The 20,195-nt window shown below is 64.0% G+C and carries 20 protein-coding genes and 1 pseudogene; 14 read left to right on the forward strand and 7 right to left on the reverse strand.

Annotated features, from left to right (window positions below; genetic code table 11):
* Positions 1–65 precede the first annotated feature (65 nt).
* Positions 66–1,590, reverse strand: a pseudogene (locus Q3C01_RS33835) (tetratricopeptide repeat protein); the annotation flags it as partial.
* Between the two features lie 352 nt (positions 1,591–1,942).
* Here Q3C01_RS33835 and msrA point away from each other — a divergent pair.
* The 4 genes from msrA to Q3C01_RS33855 all read left to right on the forward strand — a co-directional run bounded on the left by msrA (position 1,943) and on the right by Q3C01_RS33855 (position 3,865).
* Positions 1,943–2,653 (forward strand): peptide-methionine (S)-S-oxide reductase MsrA, encoded by a 711-nt coding sequence (gene msrA / locus Q3C01_RS33840; RefSeq protein WP_458149605.1) that lies wholly within the window; start codon positions 1,943–1,945, stop codon positions 2,651–2,653.
* 30 nt (positions 2,654–2,683) lie between these two features.
* The gene (gene msrB, locus Q3C01_RS33845; protein WP_458149606.1) at positions 2,684–3,103 is read left to right on the forward strand and encodes a peptide-methionine (R)-S-oxide reductase MsrB; all 420 of its coding nucleotides are present in this window, start codon (positions 2,684–2,686) and stop codon (positions 3,101–3,103) included.
* Between the two features lie 105 nt (positions 3,104–3,208).
* Positions 3,209–3,373, forward strand: a complete 165-nt coding sequence (locus tag Q3C01_RS33850; protein WP_080586674.1) for a DUF3309 family protein — start codon at positions 3,209–3,211, stop codon at positions 3,371–3,373.
* A gap of 204 nt (positions 3,374–3,577) precedes the next feature.
* Entirely contained in the window at positions 3,578–3,865 is a 288-nt protein-coding gene (locus Q3C01_RS33855; protein WP_027523175.1) for a hypothetical protein, read from the forward strand.
* 164 nt (positions 3,866–4,029) lie between these two features.
* Here the strand turns inward: Q3C01_RS33855 and Q3C01_RS33860 are convergent, their stop codons facing one another.
* Both Q3C01_RS33860 and Q3C01_RS33865 read right to left on the reverse strand, forming a co-directional pair.
* Positions 4,030–4,569 (reverse strand): DUF4112 domain-containing protein, encoded by a 540-nt coding sequence (locus Q3C01_RS33860; RefSeq protein WP_458149607.1) that lies wholly within the window; start codon positions 4,567–4,569, stop codon positions 4,030–4,032.
* Positions 4,570–4,648: 79 nt separating this feature from the next.
* The gene (locus tag Q3C01_RS33865) at positions 4,649–5,074 is read right to left on the reverse strand and encodes a DUF5413 family protein (protein WP_458149608.1); all 426 of its coding nucleotides are present in this window, start codon (positions 5,072–5,074) and stop codon (positions 4,649–4,651) included.
* 157 nt (positions 5,075–5,231) lie between these two features.
* Between Q3C01_RS33865 and Q3C01_RS33870 the strand changes: the two genes are divergently transcribed.
* From Q3C01_RS33870 to Q3C01_RS33885, 4 genes are all read left to right on the forward strand, one after another.
* Entirely contained in the window at positions 5,232–5,474 is a 243-nt protein-coding gene (locus tag Q3C01_RS33870; RefSeq protein WP_458149609.1) for a hypothetical protein, read from the forward strand.
* A 34-nt stretch (positions 5,475–5,508) separates the two neighbouring features.
* The gene (locus tag Q3C01_RS33875; protein WP_458149610.1) at positions 5,509–5,715 is read left to right on the forward strand and encodes a hypothetical protein; all 207 of its coding nucleotides are present in this window, start codon (positions 5,509–5,511) and stop codon (positions 5,713–5,715) included.
* A 254-nt stretch (positions 5,716–5,969) separates the two neighbouring features.
* On the forward strand, positions 5,970–6,242 hold the full coding sequence (locus Q3C01_RS33880; RefSeq protein WP_458149611.1) for a hypothetical protein: 273 nt from the start codon (positions 5,970–5,972) through the stop codon (positions 6,240–6,242).
* An 86-nt stretch (positions 6,243–6,328) separates the two neighbouring features.
* The gene (locus Q3C01_RS33885) at positions 6,329–7,621 is read left to right on the forward strand and encodes a virginiamycin B lyase family protein (RefSeq protein ID WP_458149612.1); all 1,293 of its coding nucleotides are present in this window, start codon (positions 6,329–6,331) and stop codon (positions 7,619–7,621) included.
* Positions 7,622–7,752: 131 nt separating this feature from the next.
* Here Q3C01_RS33885 and Q3C01_RS33890 read toward each other — a convergent pair whose 3' ends face one another.
* Positions 7,753–9,393: a hypothetical protein gene (locus tag Q3C01_RS33890; protein ID WP_458149613.1), complete on the reverse strand. Its 1,641-nt coding sequence runs from the start codon at positions 9,391–9,393 to the stop codon at positions 7,753–7,755.
* Positions 9,394–9,430: 37 nt separating this feature from the next.
* Positions 9,431–10,723, reverse strand: a complete 1,293-nt coding sequence (locus Q3C01_RS33895; RefSeq protein WP_458149614.1) for an adenylosuccinate synthase — start codon at positions 10,721–10,723, stop codon at positions 9,431–9,433.
* Positions 10,724–11,090: 367 nt separating this feature from the next.
* Here Q3C01_RS33895 and Q3C01_RS33900 point away from each other — a divergent pair, with 367 nt between their 5' ends.
* Positions 11,091–12,023, forward strand: a complete 933-nt coding sequence (locus Q3C01_RS33900; protein WP_458149615.1) for a DMT family transporter — start codon at positions 11,091–11,093, stop codon at positions 12,021–12,023.
* Here Q3C01_RS33900 and Q3C01_RS33905 read toward each other — a convergent pair.
* Positions 12,020–12,409, reverse strand: coding sequence for a DUF1330 domain-containing protein (locus Q3C01_RS33905; RefSeq protein ID WP_458149655.1), 390 nt, complete (start codon positions 12,407–12,409; stop codon positions 12,020–12,022). The two genes, Q3C01_RS33900 and Q3C01_RS33905, sit on opposite strands and share 4 nt — an antisense overlap.
* Before the next feature lie 105 nt (positions 12,410–12,514).
* On the opposite strand from Q3C01_RS33905, the gene Q3C01_RS33910 reads away from it, so the two are divergent.
* Complete coding sequence (locus Q3C01_RS33910) at positions 12,515–13,450, forward strand: DMT family transporter (protein WP_458149616.1); 936 nt, start codon at positions 12,515–12,517, stop codon at positions 13,448–13,450.
* A gap of 243 nt (positions 13,451–13,693) precedes the next feature.
* On the opposite strand, the gene Q3C01_RS33915 is transcribed toward Q3C01_RS33910, so the two are convergent.
* A complete protein-coding gene (locus tag Q3C01_RS33915; RefSeq protein ID WP_458149617.1) occupies positions 13,694–15,379 on the reverse strand; it encodes a methyl-accepting chemotaxis protein in 1,686 nt (561 codons plus the stop codon).
* Positions 15,380–15,642: 263 nt separating this feature from the next.
* On the opposite strand from Q3C01_RS33915, the gene Q3C01_RS33920 reads away from it, so the two are divergent.
* The 4 genes from Q3C01_RS33920 to Q3C01_RS33935 all read left to right on the forward strand — a co-directional run bounded on the left by Q3C01_RS33920 (position 15,643) and on the right by Q3C01_RS33935 (position 20,118).
* Complete coding sequence (locus Q3C01_RS33920; RefSeq protein ID WP_458149618.1) at positions 15,643–16,686, forward strand: C-terminal binding protein; 1,044 nt, start codon at positions 15,643–15,645, stop codon at positions 16,684–16,686.
* A 115-nt stretch (positions 16,687–16,801) separates the two neighbouring features.
* Entirely contained in the window at positions 16,802–18,139 is a 1,338-nt protein-coding gene (locus Q3C01_RS33925) for an ABC transporter substrate-binding protein (protein WP_458149619.1), read from the forward strand.
* A 133-nt stretch (positions 18,140–18,272) separates the two neighbouring features.
* Positions 18,273–19,229, forward strand: a complete 957-nt coding sequence (locus Q3C01_RS33930; protein ID WP_458149620.1) for a carbohydrate ABC transporter permease — start codon at positions 18,273–18,275, stop codon at positions 19,227–19,229.
* A complete protein-coding gene (locus Q3C01_RS33935; RefSeq protein WP_458149621.1) occupies positions 19,222–20,118 on the forward strand; it encodes a carbohydrate ABC transporter permease in 897 nt (298 codons plus the stop codon). Before Q3C01_RS33930 ends, Q3C01_RS33935 begins: the two co-directional genes overlap by 8 nt.
* The last annotated feature ends 77 nt before the right edge of the window (positions 20,119–20,195 follow it).

Genomic DNA, 20,195 nt, shown 5'->3' on the forward strand with positions numbered 1-20,195 from the left:
AAAGCGCGTTCGCGATGCCCTCTACATGGCCGCTCTCAACGCGGTTCGCCGGGCCGACCTCTTCAAGGCCTTCTACTGTTGCCGTCGCCGTCCATCGCGGTCTCGCCGTGCTTGGCGGCGTAGACCACCATGAAGCCGACGCCGGGCTCGATGTTGGAAAAACCCTTGTCGACCAGCTTGAGCGCCAGCGTGTGCTGCATGGGTCGGCGCGAAGGGATTGTCGCGACAGGCATCGAGGATCACGAGCCGCAGCTTGTGCGCGCCACCGACCGCCGCGATCACCTGCTCCAGCGCCACGGCTTCGGTCTCCGCGTCCTTGTCGACCGCGAGCCTTGCATCGACCGGCACGAGATAGTTGACGCCGCCGATCTCGAAGCCATGGCCGGCATAGTAGACCACGGCCCAATCGGCTTTCTCCGCATCCGCCGCGAAGGTGCGCAGCGTCTCGAAGAACTGGTTCCGGGAAAGATCAGTCGAGATCGTGACGGTTTGGAAACCGACGTCGCGCAGCGCGCTGGCGATCAGCTTGGCGTCACGCGGCGGATTGGAGAGCGCATGAACGTTGCGGTAGGCGCCGTTGCCGATCACCAGCGCCACACGGCGCAGCGTCGAACGCGTCGTCGAAGGCGTCTTCGGTTCGAGCACGGCCAGTCGGCCCCGCGCGCCGGTGCGCGCCATCGCGACGTCGATCTCGTCGAACGGGGTGAGCGCGAAGGCGGCGGCGCGGTAGTCGGCGCGCGCCTGCGCGAGATCCTGCTTGCGCTCGAACACCTGGCCGCGGCCGGCATGGGCGCGGACGTTGTTCGGATTCATCTCGAGGATTGCGTTGTAGTCCTTGAGTGCGGAGTCGAGGTCGCCCTTGGCGAGGTAGGTGTCGGCGCGGTTGGCGAGCGCGTACTGGTTCTTCGGCTGCTTCTCCAGCATGCTGTTGCAATCGGCGAGCGCCTCGTCGAAGTGCCGCATAGCGGCAAAGGTCACGCAGCGATGGTTGGGAATTTGCAGCGCATTCGGATCGATCTTCTGCGCGTCGGCAAAGTCGGCGAGCGCGCCGTCATAATTCTTCATGAAAGTCCGCGTCCGCGCGCGGTTGGTGTGACCGACCAGCAGATTGGGCGTGTATTTGATCGCGAGATTGAAATCGTCGAGCGCGCTCTGGAGTGCGCCCTTGCGCAAGTACAGCGTGCCGCGGTCGTTATAGGCGGCGCCATAGTTGGGGCGCTTCTGGAGAGCGAGGTTGTAGTCGGCCATCGCGAGATCGTCCTGGCCCTTGCGCTGGTGGGCTTGGGCCTGGCCGTCGAGCGCGACCATGTTGTCGGGATCGGCGTCGCGCGCCGCGGCAAAGGCTTCGAGGGCGTGGTCGAAGTCGCGCCTGTTCAGAAGCGTGAAGCCCCGCACGGTCAGCGCGACGGCCTTGTCCTTCCCGGTCACGCGATCCGAGCCGAGCAGGTTTTCGCACGCCGCGAACCGCGTCGGCAGGTCAAGCCTGCGCTCGCGGCAGGTCTCGAGATCATCGCCAAGCCGAGGGTCGGCCAGGACGGCCGGCGCAGATGACAGCAGGATGAGAAGGATCAGGGAAACGACGCGCAACATTTTCGTCGAACAAGCTCCACCGCCACTCATTCTATTCCTATGTCGGGCATCAAAGGGAGGGGTTCATCCCGGCCCAACTCTCCCGTTCCGGCGACGCTAAAGCGCGATGAAATTAGGATGAATCGTCATCGCGCTTTAGGTTGTTGTTTGAGCATGATCTTTTCGGAGAACCGCTCCACACTTTTCCGGATCATGCTCTAGCAATGCCTTCTTCACGGGCTCGTGTCTGGTCGCGCGTAACACCCGCGCCCGTCCGCCCGTATCTAGGGCAAGCCCGAATGCCGGGCCGGGCAGGCTGTTCGCCCGGCCTCAACCACCCTAGACTGTCGCACCGACCGAACGAGGATCCGCCATGAGCCGACCCGCCTTCCATTCCCTCCCCCTCCTCGCCGCCACCGCCGCGCTGGCGCTGGCCTTCGCCGCGCCCTCGCGGGCCGCGGAAGATGCGGTGGTGATCCCCGCTCCCGCCGTCGACGCTGCACCTGCAAGCGGTATCCAGACCGCGGTCGTCGCCGGCGGCTGCTTCTGGGGCGTGCAGGGCGTGTTCCAGCACACCGCCGGTGTCGTCAACGCGGTCTCCGGCTATGCCGGCGGCACCAAGGCGACGGCCGATTATCACACGGTCTCGTCGGGCACGACGGGCCACGCGGAATCGGTCGAGATCAAATACGATCCGAAGAAGATCTCCTACGGCAAGATCCTGCAGATCTTCTTCTCGGTCGTCCACGATCCGACCCAGCTCAACCGCCAGGGGCCCGACACCGGCACGCAATATCGCTCGGCGATCTTCACCACGTCCGACGAGCAGAAGAAGATCGCGGACGGTTATATCGCGCAGCTCAACGCCGCCAAGGTCTTCAGCAAGCCGATCGTGACCAAGGTCGGCGCGCTGGAGGCGTTCTATCCGGCGGAAGGCTATCACCAGGATTATCTGACCCTGCACCCGAACCAGCCTTACATCGCCTGGAACGACATCCCGAAGGTCGAGAACCTGAAAAAGCTGTTCGCGGATGACTATATCGAGAAGCCGACGCTGGTCAGCGCCAGCAAGGCCACCAACTGATTGCGAAACCATTAGCTGAACGGGAGATCCATGCCCGACACCAAAACACCCGCGAACGAAACCAAGGTCACCAAGAGCGAGGAGCAGTGGCGGCGCGAGCTCACGCCGATGCAGTATGCGGTCCTTCGCGAAAAGGCGACCGAACGTCCCTTCTCGGGCGAGTACGAGCACGACCATCGCGCCGGCACTTACGTCTGCGCCGGCTGCGGCAACGTGCTGTTCGAGTCGGATGCCAAGTTCGATTCCGGCTGCGGCTGGCCGAGCTTCACCCAGCCGGCGGTCGAGAGCCATATCGACGAGGAGACGGACCAGAGCCACGGCATGATCCGCACCGAAGTGCTGTGCTCCAAATGCAGCGGCCATCTCGGCCACGTCTTCCCAGACGGCCCGGGACCGACGGGGCTGCGCTATTGCATCAATTCGGCGGCGCTGAAGCTCAAGCCGAGATAATGGCAAGAGCCGGGTTCCGGCGTGGAACCCGGCGGCCGGATGTGCTTTTCTCTTCTGACGGTGCGGCCGGAGGGCGCATTCCGGCGCACCGTCAGGGAGGACGCCATGACCCTCGGAACCATCCTGATCATCCTCGTGATCATCTATCTCCTGGGCGGCATGTCCGGTCGGTTCGGCGGCTATGGCTACGGCATGGGCCATTCCGGCATGGGGATTGGCGGCGTAGTCCTGGTGGTGCTGATCGTGTTATTGCTTCTGGGCAAGCTGTAAACCAATCAAACCATTGAATTAATTAAACTTATTTGCTTTGCGGAGCTGCCATGCGCGGATTCATCATCTGCGTTCGCAGGGGTCGCATTTCTGTCAAATCGGCCTATATTAGGGGGCGAAGAATGACATGGCCGCCCGGTTGCGGCCCTCGCTCAAAAACCCCACACGCGCCTGAAACCGAAGAAGATCACGAGGTCTTTGACCATGCGTCCACTGCGTCCGTTCAACTTCAATACCTCCGCCGAGCTTTTCCCCGCCGCGATCCGCAAGAAGAAGCGTGCGGGCTTCACCTATCGGCGGTTTGGCACCGCGGCCGAAGCCGTGCGCTTCGCGATCGAGGAATTGCCGACGGACTCGCTGAACGGCGCGTACCTGCAGGTCGAGGAAGCCCGCTTCGACCAGAACGGCATCCGCTCGCTCTATGAGAGCGAGGCGTTTCCGCTGCCGCGCCGCCGCAAGCCGGCCGCGAACACCGACGCCGACGCGGCGTAAGCTTTACTCATCCTCCGATGCGCAATGAGCGCGGTAGCCGAAAGGTTACCGCGCTTTTCGCATCTAAAGCGCGATGAGATCAGGATGAATCGTCATCGCGCTTTAGGTTGTTGTTTGAGCATGATCTTTTCGGAAAACCGCTTCACACTTTTCCGGATCATGCTCTAGCGCGGCTGCTTGTCCAGCCAGCGGCGCAACAGGCGGACGTTGCGCATATTGGCGCGGAACATGACGTCGAAGGCATCGCCTGCGAACGGCACCATGCCGACCACGCCGTCGACCGCGACATTGCCCAGCATCCGCGCCGTGACGTACCAGGGCGCGCCGAGCGCGCGGGCCTCGCGCACCAGCCACAATGAGATTGCAGTGGTGATGATGTCGCCGACGACGGGGATCAGGCCGATCAGGCCGTCGATGCCGTAGCGGATATTGGTGCCGGGCATGATGAAGGCGACGTCGAGCAGCTTTGCGATCGCCTCGAACCGCGCCAGCCGCTGCTCGCGCGTCAGCTTGCCAAAAGGATTGGCGCTGCCGAACTCGAAACCGAATTCGCGAAAGCCCTCTTCGAGCGTCTCGGGACGGATCTCGCGGCCGTCCTGATCGATGATCGGCCCGCGTGCCTCATCACCCGAGAAGGCCGCGCGGGAGGTCCTCCCCGAGCGGGGACGGCGCGTTGCAAGAATATCGTCGTCAGACATCGTCATTCGTTGAGCGTCATCGCTTGAGGCAAACGCGCATGCACCGCTTCGGTTGCTGCGCCGCGCCCAAACGCCGCCCCTGCCCTCAGGTCGGCGCCGGAGCCGGTTGCGGCTCCTCGACATATTTATGTACGAGCCAGGACGAAATCACGCTCGGCACGAAACCGACGAGGCCGTAGAGAACCCATTGCACCGCGCCGGTGTCGGCCCCGCGCGAGCCATAGGTGAGGGCGGCGAGGATGAACGCGAACAGGCCGACCAGCAGCATCCGCAGCACCGGCCCGATCCGCTTGACGTGAAACAGGATGTCGTCGACCGCGCCGATCATCAACGACGGCAGGAAGCCAAACAGATAGCTGTATTGCAGGGTCTTGAAGAACACCACGAACAGCTTGCCGACCTCGCCCAGATTGGTCTGGGTCCAATAGCCGGACTGGTAGGTCGTCGTCAGCAACAGCAGGAATCCGCCGACAAACGGCCCCACCAGCGCAAAAACCAGATAGCGTTTCATCAAGCACCCCTTACCTCAAGACCCGCCCCCGTTATAGCAGCGCCTTGAGAAGGTTGAATAGCCGAGTCGGGGCGGACGCCCCCGGGGAACAAGTGGCAGGCGGATGGGTTCTGTGAACGGCTCTCGTGTCTGTCCTCTCCGGAGATTGGATTTGGCCATGCGTTGGATGACCCTTTTCCTGGCAACGATCACGCTCACTGCATCCGGCTTCTCAAGCCTGCCGGCCCTCGCACAGGGCCATGCCGGAACCCCTGGCGAGCAGCAGGCCTGCTCGCGCGACGCCTCTCGCCTGTGCCGCAAGGATCTCGGCAATGACGGCGCGGTCCAGTCCTGCCTGCAAGCCAACCGGGCCAGGCTGTCGCATTCCTGCCGCAAGGTGTTCGAGAGCCACGGCATGTGAGGCGCTTGCGGCGCCGCAAGACGGAGATGCCACCATGCTGCGCGATGACCAGCTCGCGATCCTGAAAGACATCAGCCAGTCCATCGCCTTCGCCGACGACCGCCATGGCGAGGTCGAGGGACTCATCATCGAAGGCTACGTCATGAAGGACGGAGACTTGTTCGAGCTGACGTCCAAAGGCGTCACGGCGCTCGAGGAGCATGCCGCAGCTCTCGCTGATGCGTCCTCGACTAACGCGTGAGGCAACTGTTGCCGTGACGAACGCGCAACAATCGTGAAATCGTTCACACGAACCATTGAAGCTTCGCGGCATTCGCGCATAATCGAATCGGGGCGGCGCAGCACTTTCGATTCGAAATCTCAAGCGTAATCGAGCAACCACACCGGGGGCATCTCCCCGCGTGTTGGACCTGACGTGCGGCAGCGCAAGCCGCGTGCGGCGCCTCCAATAGACAAGCGGCCAACACCGCCAAAATCTTTGGGGATGCATCTCACATGTTCAGTTACCGGATCGGGAAGATCGCCACTCTCGCCGCCATTACCGCAACTGCCACCGTGCTTCACGCAGCACCCGGCCTCGCCTTCTCATCCGAGGCGCAACAGATGTGCACCGGCGACGCCATGCGGCTGTGCGCCAGCGAAATCCCCTCGATCTCCCGGGTCACTGCCTGCATGGTCCGCAACAAGCACCATGTCAGCCCGGGCTGCCGCGCCGTGATGGACCGCGAGGCCGCTGCCGCGCGCAAGCGGGAAGCTGCCGCGAACTGATCACTCGCGCGCACCGCAAGTTGAGCGGCGTCCTGCTGCGATCGACGCTATGCTGAGGCCCGGCCAAGAGAGCTGGAGCAACAGACATGGCGAGGATTTTGGCGAGGATTTTGGCGAGGATCCTGATCGCGGGCGGCTGGCTGCAATCCGCTATCCCGGTGAGCACGGCCGCCCTGCTGGCACTGGCGCCTTGCGCGGCGCCCGCCCAGCAGGCCGGCGTCAATTTTCCGGATGGCCCCGGCAAGAGCACCGTCGTCGGCATCTGCGGCTCGTGCCATGACATCGGCCGGCTGACTGCGGGCTACACGCCCGACGGCTGGCACACGGTGATCCGCATGATGCAGAATTTCGGCGCGCCGATCCCGCCCGAGGACGTCGCCGGAATCACCGACTATCTCATCAAGAACTTTCCCGAACGGCCCCGCCCCGCAGCAGTGCTGATCGCCGGCGACACGCAGATCGACATCAAGGAATGGCCGGTCGCCACCGAAGGCTCGCGGCCGCACGATCCGCTCGCCGCCCGCGACGGATCGGTGTGGTACTCGGGCCAGCTCGCCAACGTGCTCGGCCACCTCGATCCCGCTACCGGCGCGATCCGCGAGTACAAGCTCAATCCGCAGACCGGCCCGCACGGACTGAAGGAGGACAAGGACGGCAACATCTGGTTCACCGGCAATTTTGCCGGGCTGATCGGCAGGCTCGATCCGAAAACCGGCGACGTCAGAGAGTACCGGCTGCCGGATGCATCGGTCAGGGATCCGCATACGCTCGTCTTCGACCAGAACGGCATCATCTGGTTCACCGTGCAGGCCGGCAACAAGGTCGGGCGCCTCGATCCCACGAGCGGCGAGATCAAGCTCGTCACGCCGCCGACGGCAAATGCGCGGCCCTACGGCATCGTGGTGAATGCGAAGAACGCGGTCTGGTTCGTCGAGTTCGGCGCGCCGAAGATCGCGACCATCGATTCGAAGACGATGGAGATCCGCGAGTACCTGTTGCCGGATGCGGCCGCCCGGCCACGCCGGCTCGCCGTCGGCCCTGACGATGCGATCTGGTATGTCGATTTCGCCCGCGGCTTCCTCGGCCGGCTCGATCCCGCAACAGGCACGGTGAAAGAATGGGCTTCACCGAGCGGGCCGAAGTCGCAGCCCTACGGCATCGTCTTCACCAAGGGCGCGGTCTGGTACAGCGAGTCCGCTGCAAAACCCAACACCATCGTCCGCTTCGATCCCGCCAGCGAGAAATTCCAGAGCTGGGCGATTCCCGGCGGCGGCGACATCGTCCGCAACATGGATGTCGACCGCAGCGGCAATCCGGTGATGGCCAACAGCCTCGTCAACAAGGTCGGCGTGATCGAGGTCGGCGGGACGACACATTGATATCGTCATTCCGGGGCGCGACGAAAGTCGCGAGCCCGGAATCCATCTCACCATTCAACGCGCTGCCAAATGGGTTCCGGGCCTGCGCGCTTCGCTCGCATCCCGGAATGACGACAGCAGGGATGGAAGCCCTAGTCTCCCCACGCCGCGAACGCGTCGTTGAAGGCGCGTTCGCCGGGGGCACCCTTCTCGATCGCGATGATGGCGCGGCGCTGGTTGGCGTAGACCAGCGGCACGTCGAACCAGGAACGCTCCTTCAGCAGCTGGACGTTGCGCGCGCGGTCGGCATCGACGTTGGAGAGCCCAACCAGGAAGAAGCCGTCGGTGACCTTGACGGCGAGGCCCGCGAGCGGCGTGCCGCGTGCCTGCTCGTTCGACTTCATCAGGATACCTGGCACGTTGGCGACGCCGCCACCGGGGAAGTCCGGCGGCAGGATGAAGGTCAGTTCCGCAGTGTGGCTCGCCGGCAGAGATGAATCGGTGTTGCGGCGGAACGACATCGTCATCTTGAACTTACGGTCGGGGATGTCGATGTCGGCGCGCACGGCGATGTCGGCCTTCTGGTTGCCCGAGGCCTTGATCGGCTCGGTCCGCCAGACCACGGAACCGACATATTGCTTGCCCTTGGGATCGGACGGATCCTCGTCATAGAGCACGACCTTCTGCGCCACTGGCGCTGCCGGCTGCTCGGTCGACGACGGCTGGCCGACGCGATCGGGGATCTTCGGTTTGGTCTGCGGCTGCGACGCATCCTTCGGCGCCTCCACGACCTGCGTCTGGGACGGCTTGAACAGGCCGCTCACGGTCTGCACCGCCTGCTTGCCCCAGAGGATGCCGGCGCCGACCAGGATCAGCACGATGCCGACGGCGATCGCACTCTTGAACGGGAAGGCGGAACGGCGCTTCTTGGTGTCGCGGTCGAGGACCGGGATGTGCGGGCGCGGTGCCGCCGGCCGCGGCGCATAACGCTCGGCCTCCTCGACCGACTCGTCATAGGAATACGGAACGTCCGGCGGCTCGCCGCCGCGGTTCTCCAGATTCGGCTCCAGCCGGTCGAACTCCGGCGAGGGCGATGGCACGTTGGCGTAGGTCCGGCGTGCCGCACGGTTGGCCTGCGCGGCGGCCCGCCCGAGATCGTCAGCATCCGCGGTGATATCGCGAAAACCGCGAACGCCCGGCGCCTGCGGCGGCAGTGGTGGGGCGCCTTCCGGCGGACGGCGCGCAGCGGAACGATCGCGCGCTGCCGGCGGCTCGGGCATGGGAGGCGGCGGAGGTGCCTGCGGACGGGGAGGACGGGCCTGACGCTGGACGTCGCGATCTCCGTTATCGTCACCAGCAAGCGGAGGACGATCGTTGCGCGACGGCGGCGGCGCCACAGGACGCGCCGGGCGCGGTGCGGACGATGAGACCGAAGGCGGGGTGGCCGGCGGAGCGCTCTCAGCCGCGCGGGCGCTGGCCCGGCGGAAGGCATCGCCACTGCCACTGCCACTGCCACTGCCACTGCCACCGCCGCTGCCAGTGCGAGGGCCGCCGCCGGGACGCGAGGCCTCGCGAGCGCGCTGCGCGGCTTCCGATTCGACCTTGCGGACGGCCTCTTCGAGCGACAACCGCTCGCGGGTGATCTCGGACTCCGAGAGCGGCGGCTGCACGCTGCGGAGCTGCGCGATCAGCGCCGTACGCGCCCGTTCATAGAGCGCGCGCCGGCTTTCGCCAGGAGCATTGGGGTCCAAGGCGGCAATAGCGCGGGCGATCAGCGGATAGTAATCAGCCATTTCAACTCAACTATGCGCCTGTCCCGGTAAGATATCGTTAAGCCTCAAACGGGTTTTGCACCAGAATAGTATCTTCACGTTCGGGGCTCGTGGAAAGAAGCGCGACCGGACAGCCCACCAGTTCCTCGATCCGACGCACATATTTGATGGCCTGAGCCGGCAAATCCGCCCAGGAGCGGGCGTTCGCGGTCGGCTCCTTCCAGCCTTCGATGGTCTCGTAGATCGGCTCGACGCGGGCCTGCGCGCCCTCGCCGGCCGGGAAATGATCGATCTCCTTGCCGTCCAGCCGATAGCCGGTGCAGACCTCGATCGAATCGAAGCCGTCGAGGATGTCGAGCTTGGTCAGTGCCAGCCCGTTGATGCCGCAGGTCCTGACCGCCTGACGGACCAGCACGGCGTCGAACCAGCCGCAGCGGCGTGGACGCCCCGTGTTGGTTCCGAACTCGCGGCCACGCTCGCCGATCTTGCGGCCGATCTCGTTGTCCTGCTCGGTCGGGAACGGCCCCTGGCCGACGCGGGTCGTGTACGCCTTGCACAGACCCAGCACATAGCCGACCGCGCCGGGCCCGAGGCCTGCGCCGGTTGCAGCCTGCGCCGCCACGGTGTTGGACGATGTGACGTAAGGATAAGTGCCGTGATCGACGTCGAGCAGCGCGCCCTGCGCCCCCTCAAACAGCATGCGCTTGCCTTCGCGACGCTTGATGTCGAGCAGCCGCCACACCGTCTCGGCATAGGGCAGAAGCTGCGGCGCCAGCGCGCTCAGTTCCTTCAGGATCTCCCTGCCATCGAACTCGGGCAGATTGAGGCCGCGGCGCAATGCGTTGTGGTGAGCAAGGAGCCGGTCGATCTTGTGCGGCAGCGTGTCGAGGTCCGCGAGGTCCATCAGGCGGATGGCGCGGCGGCCGACCTTGTCTTCATAGGCGGGGCCGATGCCGCGGCGCGTGGTACCGATCGCGGTCGCCGCATTGGAGGATTCGCGAAGCGCGTCGAGCTCGCGATGCAGCGGCAGGATCAGGGTGACGTTCTCGGCGACGCGAAGATTGTCCGGACTGACGGCAACGCCTTGCGCCCGCAGCTTGGCGACCTCGTCGAGGAAGGCCTGCGGATCGAACACCACGCCATTACCGATCACCGACAGCTTGTGCTCGCGCAGGACGCCGGAGGGCAACAGCGCGAGCTTGTAGGTCTCGCCATTAATGACCAGCGTATGGCCGGCGTTATGACCGCCCTGGAAACGGACGACGATGTCGGCCTGCTCCGACAACCAGTCGACGATCTTGCCCTTTCCCTCGTCGCCCCACTGGGCGCCGACGACGACAACATTGGCCATTCGCAGGTATTCCCTATGCAAGATTTAGATGCGCCCAGCCCAATCCACGGCCGGGGGCCGTTCGCATGCGAGGCAGCCAACCGGATAACGGAAGCAGCCTCTCTAGGCAAGCAAGAAGGCGGCTTTTTGGGGATCCTAAACACTATTTAAGCCTTTGATATCCCCGGAAAATCCAGAAACCTTCCAGGGCATCCCACGGACCTCGACCAAAGCGCTAGACACGATCTCTGCCGCTGCATGGTCGCGATGCATCCGCCCCCCATTGCTGCAACCGCGATTTCCGTGTCTTTGAACGGGGCCGGGCTGTGCCGGCCCGGACAGCGCCGGGCGGGGGTGCGGCGCATGACGCGGGGCCATAACAATCACAATGTCCGCCACCGACCAGACCACGCGCATTGCCGCACCGGGGCAACACTGGATCGCGAACCAGCCCTATCTGCTGCTCAGCATCACAGCGATGTGCTGGGCTGGCAATGCCGTCGTCGGACGGCTCGCCGCCGGCCACATCCCGCCGGTGACACTGTCCTTCCTGCGCTGGTTCTTCGCCTTCCTGCTGGTGCTGCCGTTCGCCTGGGCGCATTTGGTCAAGGACTGGCCCGCGATCCGCGGCAAGCTCGGCCTGATGATCGTGCTGTCGATCACCGGCATCGGCGCCTTCAACACGCTGCAATATTGGGCGCTGGAGCATACCCAGGCGCTGAACACGCTGCTGCTGCAATCGGCCGCGCCGCTGATCGTCGCGCTGTGGTCGCTGATCATCCTGGGCGTCCGGCTGACCACGGCGCAGGCGTTCGGCGTGCTGCTCTCGCTCTGCGGCGTGCTGACCATCCTGCTGCATGGCGATTTCACCACGCTCTCCAACATCGAGTTCAACAAGGGCGACCTGATCTTCATGGTCGCGCTGGTAATCTTCGCACTTTACTCGGTGCTGACCTTGAAGCGGCCGGCGATCCACGGCCTGTCGTTCCTCGCCTTCACCTTCGGCTGCGGCGCGGCGTGCCTCGTGCCGCTCGAGATCTGGGAATTGTCGGAGCGTCCCCTGATGAAGCTCGATCTGCCGAACGTGCTCACGCTGGTCTATGTCGCGGTGTTTCCCTCGACACTCGCCTATCTCTGCTTCAACCGTGGCGTTGCGCTGATCGGCGCCAACCGCGCCGCGCCGTTCTTCCACGTGGTGCCGGTGTTCGGCTCGATCATGGCGATGATCTTTCTCGGTGAACTGCCGCAGGCCTTCCATTTCATCGGCTTTGCGCTGGTCCTGTCGGGCGTGTTCGTGGCCTCACGCAAGCAGGCGAGCTAGCTCACCCTGAACTTGCTGTACGCTTCGCTGGTCGCAATGATCACGTGCTCGGCGCAGGCGTTACGGCGATGGGAATCGGCTTCGCTTTCGTAACGCTCCGACGTCATCATGTCGAGGAAGGCTGCGACCGACGGATAATAGACCAGCGCGACGAAATCCCAGTCGTTGCCCGCTTGCGACCCGAGCGCGATTGTCCTGGCGTCGCCGGTCCACAGCAGCGTGCCGCCGCGCGCCTTGATCATCGGTACGGTCACGGCGCTGTAGCGCAAATAAGCGTCCCAGCCGGAACCGTCGCCATCCAGCGAGCGCTCGTGGAAGCGCATCAGGTTCAGCATCACGACGGGCGCCTGCGGATCGAGCCGCTCCAGGTCCTCGATGTTCAACATATTAACCGCCAAAGCCACCTCCCTGATCTCCACTGCATTGTAGCATTGCGGCGGCAGGACTTGTGGCGCGGCTGCAATCCGGCGCAAGCTTCCTCACGAAAACCTATGACGATCGCTTCGCCCGCGCCACAGGCCTCGAATCCCGCCGGCTGGCTCAACAACCAGCCCTATCTGCTTCTGAGCCTGAGCTCGCTGTTCTGGGCCGGCAACATCGTGCTCGCGCGCCATGTCGGCGCGCATGTGCCGCCGCTCACGCTGACCACGATCCGCTGGTTCGGCGTCTTCCTCATCCTGCTGCCATTTTCGTGGCCGCATCTGAGGCGCGACTGGAAGGCCTTGCGCGCGCATCTGCCGCTGATGCTGTTCCTGTCGCTGGTCGGCTTTGCCTTCAACAATGCGATCTCGTTCTGGGCCCTTCAGTATACGGAGGCGCTGAATGCGCTACTGATCCAGTCGGCCGGACCCTTGTTCGTGGCGCTGTGGTCGCTGGTGCTGTTCGGCGTCCGCCTGACAGCCGCGCAATTCGCCGGCATCGCGATCTCGCTGCTCGGCGTCCTCATCATCATCCTGCGCGGGAATCTCGCAGCGCTTGCCGGCATCAGCTTCAACCGCGGTGACGTCATGTTCGCCTCCTCGCTGGTGGCGTTCGGGCTCTATTCCGCCTTCATCCCGCGGCGGCCAAAAATCCATCAGCTCTCGTTCCTGTCCTTCACCACCTGCGGCGGGGCGATGATGCTGCTGCCGGCCGCGATGTGGGAGTTTTCGGCGGGCAACGTCCTAAAGCCCGATGCAACGACGTTGGCCACACTCGCCTACATCCTGATTTTCCCCTCGACGCTTGCCTATCTCTTCTTCAATCGCGGCGTGGCGTTGATCGGACCGAACCGCGCCGCGCCGTTCTTTCATCTGGTGCCTGTGTTCGGCTCAGCGATGGCGATCCTCCTGCTCGGCGAACGGCTGCAACCCTTCCACCTCGTCGGCTATGCGCTGGTGCTCGCCGGTGTCGTGATCGCGTCTCGGCAAGGCTCGGCGTCGAAATAATTCGGCGCTGAGGGCGCGAGCGCGCCAGCCAGATCGAGAAGCAGTGAGGGGACGCCGGCCAGTTGTGACGCTGTGACGCTCTCGTAGGGTGGGCAAAGCCACCGGGTCGCGCGAACGCGCGCCCGATGACAGGCTCCGCGTGCCCACCATGAAGCCTCCAAAGCCTCGAAAGAAGTGGTGGGCACGGCGCTCACGCGCCTTTGCCCACCCTACGAATTCTGTGCCCGGGGCACGAGTGTATTCCTACGCCGCCCGCACCTTGGCGAGGAAGCCGTCGACTGCGCTGCGCAGCGCGCCGGACTGGTTGTCGAGCTCGCGGGCGTTCGACAGCACGTCGGAGGCGGCCGTACCCGTCGCCGCGGCCGCCGAGGTCACGCTGCCGATATGGGCGTTGATCTCGCTGGAGCCGGCTGCGACCGACTGGATGTTGCGGGCGATCTCGCGCGTCGCCTCGCCCTGCTGCTCGATCGAGGCGGAAATGCCTGCGGTGATCTCGCTCATCTCGGCGATCGTCCGGGTGATGCCGGCGATCGCGGCGACCGCGTCGCTGGTCGAGGTCTGCATCGCCGCGACCTGGGCCGAGATTTCCTCGGTGGCCTTCGCGGTCTGGTTGGCGAGCGCCTTGACCTCGGAGGCGACGACCGCGAATCCGCGGCCGGATTCGCCGGCGCGCGCCGCTTCGATGGTGGCATTGAGCGCCAGCAGGTTGGTCTGCGCCGCGATCGAGTGGATGAGCTTGACGACCTCGCCGATCTTCTCGGCGCCGGAGGACAGCACCTGCACGGTGGTGTTGGTGCGCTCGGCGTCACTGACTGCCTTGCTCGCGACCTCGGTGGAGCGCGTCACCTGACGCGAGATCTCGGTGACCGAACTCGACAGCTCTTCGGCGGCAGCCGCAACCGTGCCGACATTGCCGGACGCCTTTTGCGAGGCGGCGCCGACGGTGGCCGCACGCGCGCTGGCATCGCTCGCGGTCGCAGTCATCGATCGCGCCGTGGTCTGCATGCCGGCGGCAGCCGAAGAAACCGAACGCACGATGCCGTTGACACTGCGCTCGAAATCGCTGGCGATGCCTTCCATCGCGCTGCGACGTTCCGTAGCGGCGCGTTCCTTGGCGATCCCCTCGGTCTTCTCGAGGTCGCGGATGCGGATCGCATTGTCCTTGAAGATCTGCACGGTCGAAGCCATCGCACCGACCTCATCGCCACGGCCGACGCCGGGGATGTCGCCCTCGAGCTTGCCGTCGGCGAGCTCGTTCATGCGCGTGCCGAGCCTGTTCAGCGGCAGGCTGATGCTGCGGCCGAGCAGCCAGGCAACGCTGCCGGCAACGATGACGATGCCGAGCATCGACAGGCCGAGCAGCCAGTAGACCGGCCCCATCTTCTCGTCGATATCCTCGAGATAAGCGCCGGTGCCGAGATACATGTCGAAGCCGGGAACCGCGACGGCATAGCCGAGCTTGCGGATCGGTTTTTCCTGACCGGGCTTCACGTATTCGTAGAAGAGCAGCATTTCGCCGTTGGCCTTGACGCCGTCCATGAACTCCCTGGAGAGCTTGCGGCCATTCGTCTCGACGTCCATGCGGTTGGTGCCGACCTGCTTGGGATCGGGCGCGAGCTGCGTGATGCCATCGCTGGTGGTGGCGAACAGATAGCCCGAGTTCTTGTCGTAGGTCATTGCGTTGCCGTAGCGGCGGAATTCGGCCAGCGCAGCGTCCTTCGTCATCTCGCCGGCATTCACCCGCTTCACCAGGGTGTTCGCATAGTTGCGGGCCAGGTCGACGATGGCCTTGGTCTGGTCGATGCGCGCGTTCACCATCTCGCGCTTCATCAAGCAGCCGGCCAGAACCCCGGAGATGCACAGGCCGAACAAGGTGACACCGACAAGGATGCCAAGCTTGGGGGCGATCTTCAGATTGCTCAACATCACGTAGTGGCTCCGGCAATAGAGGGGATTACGAGCACGCGGGTGGGTCGATCGAATTTGAATCAATTTTTAGTGTGGGACCCATTAGCAACTTGTTACGATGGCTCCGTAGAAGCCCGTAGGAGACGCGAAAACCCGCAGACGCCGCAGTCTGCGGCAACCGACGATTGTACGCGTCGCGCCCAATTTCGCGTAAAAGACGCAAAGGCCCGGCCGTCAAGGCCGGGTCAGACAACAAGAACCGACAAACCAAATCGGAGCAGGAAATGCCGAAATTCAGGGTGGTGACGCCGAAGGGCGCGAGCTTCACGGTCGCGGGAAGCGATTATTCCTTCGAGCGGGAGGCGCTCGATCCGATCGACGCGGAGATCATCGAGGCGCCGGCCAACGAAACCGAGTTCATCGCCGCAGCCAGAACGGCTGACGCGATCTACGCCAAGGGCATCCCGATCACCAAAGCCATCATCGACGCGCTGGAAAACTGCAAGGCGATCACGCTCGGCTCCGTCGGCGTCGACAGCGTCGATGTAAAGGCGGCAACTGCCCGCGGCATTCCCGTGACCAACATCCCCGATACTTTCATCGAGGAGGTCGCCGACCACGCGATGATGCTGCTGCTTGCGGGCTTCCGCCGCCTGGTCGAGCAGGACCGGATGGTGCGCACCGGGCGCTGGGCCGAGGGCCGGCCGGCACTGCTGAAGATACCGCGGCTGATGGGACAGACGCTCGGCTTCATCTCCTTCGGCCGCGTCGCACGCGCGGTCGCCAAGCGCGCCGCCCCCTTCGGCCTGCGGATGATGGCCTATGATCCCTTCATCCAGGAAACGCTGATGTACGATCACGGCGTGATGCCGGCGACGCTGAACGAGGTGCTGTCGCAATCGGACTTCGTCTCGATGCACGCGCCGGCGCGGCCGGAGGTCCACCACATGCTGACCGAGAAGCATTTCCGCCAGATGAAGAAAGGCTCGATCTTCATCAACACCGGGCGCGGCACCACCGTGGACGAGGAGAGCCTGATCAAGGCCCTGCAGGAAGGCTGGATCGCGCATGCCGCGCTCGACGTGCTGGAGAAGGAGCCGCCCTCGCACAACAATCCGCTGCTCGGCATGGAGAACGTCACGCTGACCGCCCATGTCGCCTCGGCCTCGGCACGGTTCGACGAAGCGCGCAAGCGGCGCGTGGGCTACGAATTGTCACTGGTGCTTCAGGGGATGTGGCCGGTAAGCTGCGTCAATCCGTCGGTGCTGCAAAACACGGCGCTGCGACGCTGGCAGCCCGTCGGCATGGATCGCGGCCCGAACAGCTAAGCCTGTGATGCGCCTTCAGGTGAATTGGAGACCGGTTCGCGTGAAAGAATAGGCCAGATCGATGACCCTTCACCGGCGATCAACGCCGGGAAGGGATAATAAAAGGGAGGAACTGATGAGAAACGACATCAGTCGTCGTGATGCAATTGGCCTTGGGCTGTCAGTTGCGGCGTTTGCGGCCACCGGTGCTGCAGCGCAAACCCCATCCAGCATCAAGACTGTCGACGTCGCGGCACCGTCGCTGCCAATCGAGAAGGGCGCAAGCTTGCGCATGCTGCGGCCGGTGCGCTTCGTCCAGCCGGACGAGGACGTGTTCCGTGCCAACGCAAAGCGTTTCAGCGATAACACCGGCGTCGAGGTGAAGGTCGATTTCGTCGGCTGGGAAGACATCAACCAGCAGACTGCCGTGACAGCCAATTCCGGCGCAGGCCCCGACATCATCATCGGCTTTTCCGACGCCCCGCACATCTATGTCGACAAGCTGATCGAACTGTCCGACGTCGCCGAATATCTCGGCAAGCGCTATGGCGGCTGGCTGTTCCTGGCGGAGAAATACGGCAAGCGCGCCAAGAGCAACAACTGGATCGGCCTGCCGTTCGGCGCGACCGGCGGCCCACTGGTCTATCGCAAGTCGATCATCCAGGCCGCCGGCTTCGACAAGGTGCCGGACGATCACGCCGGCTTCCTCGATCTTTGCCAGAAGCTCCAGAAGGCGGGCAAGCCGGCCGGGTTCGCGCTCGGCAATGCCGTCGGCGACGGCAACGGTTTCGCGAGCTGGATGCTGTGGTCATTCGGCGGAGCACTGCTCGACGCCGACGGCAATCTCACGATCAACAGCAAGGAGACCGTGGAAGCGCTGAAATATGTGAAGCAGCTCTTTCCGACGTTCATCGCCGGCACGACGTCCTGGAACGACGTCAGCAACAACCGCGCCTATTCGTCCGAGGAAATCTCGCTGACGGCGAACGGCATTTCACTGTACTTCTCGCTGAAGAACGACACGGCCACCGCGAAGATCGCCGAGGACACGGAACATCAGTTCCTGCCGAAGGGGGTCGCCAAGTCATCGCCCATGGGCGGCCTGACGATGAATGCGATGGTGTTCAAGCACAGCCCCTATCCGAACGCGGCGAAGGCGTTCCTGCAGTTCATGATGGAGAAGGAGCAGTACGACCCCTGGCTGATCGCCAACAGCGGTTACTGGGCGCAGCCGCTCGCCAACTACGCGGAGTCCGCGGTGTGGTCGGGCGATCCGAAGCTGAAGATCTTCAAGGACACGATGTCGAACCGGTATTGGGACGGTTACCAGGGCCCGATCTCGACCGCGACCGGCGCCATCCGTGCCGACTACGTGCTGGTGCAGATGTTCGCCTCGGTCGCAACAGACGCCGCAACACCGGAGCAAGCTGCCGCGGAGGCCGAGCGCCGGGCGAAGCGGTACTTCCGCAGGTAGCGCCCCAAGACACAGTCATTGCGAGCGCAGCGAAGCAATCCAGAAATGTATCCTTGGAAACAGTCTGGATTGCTTCGTCGCTTCGCTCCTCGCAATGACGAGGGGTGACATTCGGACGAGGACGACATCGAAAATGTCCGTGACCACACTCCCCTCCTCCGCGCTCGCCCAACGGCAGCCCTCCTGGCTGGTGCGTCTGTTCGACTACAGGCCATTCCTGATCGTGATGTGCCTTACGCCCGCGATCGGGCTGCTCGCCGTCTTCCTCACCTATCCGCTCGGGCTCGGGATCTGGCTCGCCTTCACGGACACCACGATCGGCCGGCGCGGCGTCTTCGTAGGCCTTGAGAATTTCCAATATCTGCTCACCGATCCCCTGTGGTGGGGAGCCGTGTTCTACAGCATCTTCTACACGGCCGTCGCGACGTTCGGAAAATTCGCGCTCGGCTTCTGGCTGGCGCTGCTGCTCAACAACCACTTCCCGTTCAAGAGCGTGCTACGCGCGATCGTGCTGTTGCCCTGGATCGTCCCGACGGTGCTCTCGGCGCTGGCGTTCTGGTGGATCTACGATCCGCAATTTTCGATCATCTCTTATCTTCTGGTCGACGTGCTGCATTGGCGCACCACCAACATCGACTTCCTCGGCACGCCCTGGCCGGCTCGGTTCTCGCTGATCGCGGCGAATATCTGGCGCGGCATCCCGTTCGTCGCGATCTCTCTGCTCGCAGGGCTCCAGACCATCTCGCCCGCGCTTTATGAGGCCGCGATGCTCGACGGCGCCAGCGCCTGGCAGCGCTTCCGCTACATCACCTTCCCGATGATGATGCCGATCCTCGCCATCGTCATGACCTTCTCGATCATCTTCACCTTCACCGATTTCCAGCTCGTCTACGCCATCACCCGCGGTGGCCCCGTGAACTCGACGCATCTGCTGGCGACGCTGGCCTTCCAGCGCGGCATTGCCGGCGGTGAGCTCGGCGAGGGCGCGGCGATCGCGGTCTCGATGATCCCGTTCCTGGTGTTCGCGACGCTGTTTTCCTATTTTGGGCTGGCGCGTCGCAAATGGCAGCAGGGAGAAGCCAATGACTGACGCTGTCGCCCAGCCGTCCGCCGTTGCGAACGCCGCACCCGACACCATGGCCTGGGATTCCCGCGCGCGACGGGTGATGATGATCTATCTGCCGCTCAGCTGCTTCGTGCTGATCCTGCTGTTTCCGTTCTACTGGATGGCGGTCACCGCATTCAAGCCGAACGCCGAGCTGCTGAATTACAAGGCGCACAATCCGTTCTGGATCACCTCGCCGACGCTGGCGCATATCAAGCACCTCCTGTTCGAAACGGCCTATCCGCGCTGGCTGAAGACGACGATGTTCGTCGCGATCGGTGCGACCACGCTCTCGCTGTTCGCGAGCACGCTGGCGGCCTATGCAATCGAACGCCTGCGCTTCCGCGGCAGCCCCTATGTCGGCCTCGGCATCTATCTCGCCTATCTGGTGCCGCCCTCGATCCTGTTCATTCCACTCGCGACCGTGGTGGTGCAGTTCGGCCTGTTCGACAGCCCGCTCGCACTGATCCTGGTCTATCCGACCTTCCTGGTGCCGTTCTGCACCTGGCTCCTGATCGGCTATTTCAAGTCGATCCCCTATGAGCTCGAGGAATGCGCGCTGGTCGACGGCGCAACAAGGCTCCAGATCCTGCGGCGGATCACGCTGCCGCTCGCCGTGCCCGGCCTGATCTCGGCCGGCATCTTCTCCTTCACGCTGTCCTGGAACGAATTCATCTACGCGCTCGCCTTCATCCAGAGCGGCTCCAACAAGACCGTGCCGGTCGCGATTCTGACCGAGCTCGTCACCGGCGACGTCTATCAATGGGGGGCGCTGATGGCGGGATCGCTGCTCGGCTCGCTGCCCGTCGCGATCTTCTATTCGCTGTTCGTGGATTACTACGTGTCCTCGCTGACCGGCGCGGTGAAGGAGTAAGCCGCGCCTGCGGCGTTTGGCCCGGCTTCACAAAACTGCAATATGTGGTCCGCATAAGGCGAGCGTCCGTCAACAGG

This window comes from Bradyrhizobium sp. UFLA05-109 (genome assembly GCF_054185165.1).